The sequence below is a fragment of the Bartonella sp. AA78NXGY genome (assembly GCF_042197005.1).
In the GTDB taxonomy this organism is placed as follows: Bacteria; Pseudomonadota; Alphaproteobacteria; order Rhizobiales; family Rhizobiaceae; genus Bartonella.
The window spans coordinates 1-3,659 of the sequence record NZ_JBHIRI010000044.1; the positions used below are offsets into that span (position 1 = coordinate 1).

Here is a 3,659-nt window from a genome sequence, read left to right on the forward strand (position 1 = left end):
GTTTCAACTGTGTTGTTGAGATTGGGATTAGCGTAGAAAACCTCCTCAACTTCCCATGCTAATTGGTCAACAAAACGTGCGCCCTCTTCACATGTTGTATAGCATTCAACATCTAGCGTTAAAACACGCCGCCTTATTCCATAATCATAGCCATCTTCAATCGTTTCACTTTGTGTTGAGATATTAATTGCAGGCGTGTTCTCAACGGAAAAGTTGAAATCACGCATATTGAAAACATTGTCACCAGCTGCCGTCTTTGCTGCTTTAATCAACGCAACAAAACTTTCCCTTATCGTCTCTCTCGGATGCATGAGTGTTCCTGTTATTTAACATTTATCCTTTTCTTTATATTAGTATCGTGTTATGATACGTAAAAGAATGAATAAAGGTGATTTGGTGATTGAATCTTTTGCTGATAAGCGGTGTAAAGATCTTTTAGAAGGCAATCCGCCCAGAGGCTTTCCCACCACTCTAGTGCGTATAGCCCAAAGAAAATTGTTTATGCTCGATAAAGCAGTTGATCTTAAAGATTTGCGTAGTCCTCCGGGAAATCGTCTAGAAGCATTGAAAGGAGAGCGTAAAGGTCAATATTCTATCCGTATTAATGACCAGTTTCGTATTTGTTTTGAATGGCGCTCTAATGGCGCTTATGAAGTTGAAATCGTAGATTATCATTGATCTGTAGGAGGTCGAGATGAAAAATTATATAGCGATTCATCCCGGAGAAATTTTACGAGAGGAATATTTAAAAGAATATGCCCTCTCTGCTTATGCTCTTGCAAAAGCATTAAATGTTCCACGCACGAGAATAGAACGTATTGTTGCTGAAAATAGTCCAGTGACTCCCGATACTGCTCTCAGATTAGCCTATTTTTTTGATACTACTGCTGAATTTTGGCTTAACATGCAAGCTGCTTATGACGTTAGTATATTACAAACTGAAAAAGCAGACGAATTTGCCAAAATCAATAAATTTGAATGTAGGGTTTAACCACTCCCCATTTTAAGAACAGGGAGGGGAGTTTTGTTTTTAAGTTAAGCAACCTTTTTAATGGGGCTCTCGAAATTTGGTTCATAAGCGCGTAACAAAGAATCCATGCTATGCGGTAACTCTGAATCTCCAAAATCTGTAAGAATTGCTAAAATCTTCGTAATATTTGGAACCTCATTTTGAAGTTTTAAAATCAAAGCTTTTTCCACCATGCCCATAATCTCAATTATGGCAGTGCAATCCTCATCTCCAATGCTTTGATGATTAGAAAACTGAAACAATGCCATCCACAAATCGCATAGGAAGTTGGTATCTATCTTCATTGTACACCTCCATGGATTTGTTCTCTCAAACATGCCAATCCTCTCGATGTGATTTTTGTTGAAGGCAGTACCTTTTCTGTACCATCCGGTCTTTGAATGGTAATAGCAGGGCAATCCATGAATCCTTTCTTGATCTTGTCCTGATAAGGTAACAGAGGCGCCCCTGGAGCCCGTCGATAGACCCAATCATGTTTACGCAAGTAATCCGTTAAATCTTTTGGTCGTACCTCTAACATCTTTGCTGCTTCAATTAAGCCAAACAAACCATCAGAGCGTTTTAAACCTTCCAAAGCTTTTGCTTTTGGTGCTAATTCTGCAATAACATGATCTTTTTGCTCTATTTGACTTTGTAAGTGATTCAAAACACCAAGCAATGCTTCAGGTTTGGAGTAGTCAACTTGTGATGCAGCTATCTGTGGAGCAGCTACTTGCTTCAAAAGCCGTTCACATTTGATAAAGTATAAACGAGCCTCTCTACCTTTCTTATTATTCTCAAGCATAGAGAGCTCTTTGGCTACACTTAAAGTTAGATGATAATCTTTAGAGGGACGACCACCTTGGAGGTTTTCCCCAAAGTTGGTGAAAACTAAATAATCCTGATTTTCTAATAAATTATATTTGTTGATGCGATATTTAATCCAAGTAGAGAAATCTTTACCTACTTCTAAAAACGCATGCAAATCACGAGCGTTAACAGTTTGAACAGTTTCCTGATCAATAACCTGTTCTCTAATTTCTATAAGAGTATTCATAATGAATTCCTTATGGTTAGACGTTTGTTAATGACACTCAAAAAGAGTGCCGGGCGCTAACAAACACGGCCATAAGTCCGTCGTTACACTTTCCCCGCAAGGGTATTGTATAGCGTAACCACACCCGACAGATGTTATTATACGCATGTAGCATATAATGAGTCAAAGTCTTTAATGTATAGAAGACTGATTATTTCGGTAACCAATCCGCTTATGGTTCTAAGGTGTTTGTTAGGCACCTGATTCGATTATTCATACTCCTGTCACAATGTCAATAAGTAATATTACATTTTTCTAAAAATCGTTTTTACACAAGTAATCGATTAAATTCTTTAATTGTGATCCGAATATCCTTTCTTTTCCAATAAAATCAAACAAGCCAGTGATAGGTTTGAATTCACAATCGTTTGTTTTTTTGTGTTTAGTCTCTCACCCCAGTTGAAATAATTTCATTATCGTAAATTTCTGCTGTTCCGCAAACTCGCGCTTTTCCACAAACTTGCACACTGTCAAAAATTGATGCCTCGCCATAAACTCGTGCATTACCAGAAATTTGCGCTTCATTAGCAACCGATGCTTTACCGTAAACTCGTGCATTATCGAAAATCTGTGCATTGTCAGAGATATCTGCTTTATCAAAAACTTGTGCATTATTGCAAATTATAGCATTTCCCCAAACTGATGCCTCATCATAAATTTTTGTATTGTCATAAATTTTAGCATTTCCGGAAATAGATGTTTCACCGTAAATTATAGCATTTCCAGAAATGTGTGCATCTCCGAAAATAGATGCTTCACCATAAATCTTTGCATTGCCGAAAATTTTAGCATTTTTGGAAATAAATGCTTCACCATATACTTTAGCGTTTTCAAAAATACATGCCGAATTTGTAATGCATACCTCACCAGAAACTGATGCTTCATCATAAATTTTTACATCGTCAGAAACAGATGCTGTTCCGAAAACTTTAGCGCTGTCATAAACTTTAGCGCTTCCCCAAACTGAGGCCTCATCATAAATTTGCGCTTTACCAGAAATTTGCGCTTCACCAGAAACCGATGCTATACCATAAACTTTTGCATCATCCCTAATTGTAGCATTTTCAGAAACATATCCATTTCCGTAAACCTGTGCATTATCAAAAACCCAACAATTATCGTAAGGACTTAGGTTTCTTTCTTTTTCAATATATCCACCTAAATCACCTTTCTTAATTGTACCAAAATTTTTGATAGCTTTAATACGGTAAAGAATAAATTCGCCAACCTTAATTGCTTCATTTGTTAATTTGTATTTTTTTCTTCTAAATATAAACATGTACTAGATCATTTCTTTATAAGCATATCTTTACTTTAGCTCCCGCAAGATAAGCTTATACATACCGGATTCTGAAGCTTGTACATCTATCACAATGAAATGCTCCTGAGAAGAGGGAGCTTTGCTGTTTTCAGGGGAAATGATTACAACATTATCTTCAGGTTTTGGTGGTAATCCTCCGATATCATTGATACAAATATCAAGTTCCTTTCTTGGAATTGTGGTGGGGATTCTGCCACCGGCGTCCGATTCCGAATGTTTAATGCCGTAAATCG

6 protein-coding genes and 1 pseudogene are annotated in these 3,659 nt (G+C 37.1%); 2 read left to right on the forward strand and 5 right to left on the reverse strand.

Annotation, left to right across the window (positions count from 1 at the left end; all coding sequences use genetic code 11):
* Nucleotides 1-311: pseudogene (locus ACFINL_RS09405) on the reverse strand (hypothetical protein); the annotation flags it as partial.
* A gap of 52 nt (nt 312-363) precedes the next feature.
* Between ACFINL_RS09405 and ACFINL_RS09410 the strand changes: the two are divergent.
* Entirely contained in the window at nt 364-678 is a 315-nt protein-coding gene (locus ACFINL_RS09410; protein ID WP_254771026.1) for a type II toxin-antitoxin system RelE/ParE family toxin, read from the forward strand.
* Nucleotides 679-694: 16 nt separating this feature from the next.
* A complete protein-coding gene (locus ACFINL_RS09415) occupies nt 695-991 on the forward strand; it encodes a HigA family addiction module antitoxin (RefSeq protein ID WP_004861504.1) in 297 nt (98 codons plus the stop codon).
* Nucleotides 992-1,035: 44 nt separating this feature from the next.
* On the opposite strand, the gene ACFINL_RS09420 is transcribed toward ACFINL_RS09415, so the two are convergent.
* The 4 genes from ACFINL_RS09420 to ACFINL_RS09435 form a co-directional block, all read right to left on the reverse strand.
* Complete coding sequence (locus tag ACFINL_RS09420; RefSeq protein WP_375612356.1) at nt 1,036-1,314, reverse strand: hypothetical protein; 279 nt, start codon at nt 1,312-1,314, stop codon at nt 1,036-1,038.
* Complete coding sequence (locus tag ACFINL_RS09425; RefSeq protein WP_375651462.1) at nt 1,311-2,066, reverse strand: antA/AntB antirepressor family protein; 756 nt, start codon at nt 2,064-2,066, stop codon at nt 1,311-1,313. The genes ACFINL_RS09420 and ACFINL_RS09425 overlap by 4 nt, the downstream gene beginning before the upstream one ends.
* 421 nt (nt 2,067-2,487) lie before the next feature.
* A complete protein-coding gene (locus ACFINL_RS09430; RefSeq protein WP_375624214.1) occupies nt 2,488-3,384 on the reverse strand; it encodes a hypothetical protein in 897 nt (298 codons plus the stop codon).
* Nucleotides 3,385-3,414: 30 nt separating this feature from the next.
* Nucleotides 3,415-3,659: hypothetical protein (locus tag ACFINL_RS09435; protein WP_375651463.1), on the reverse strand; the 245-nt coding region annotated here is incomplete at its 5' end.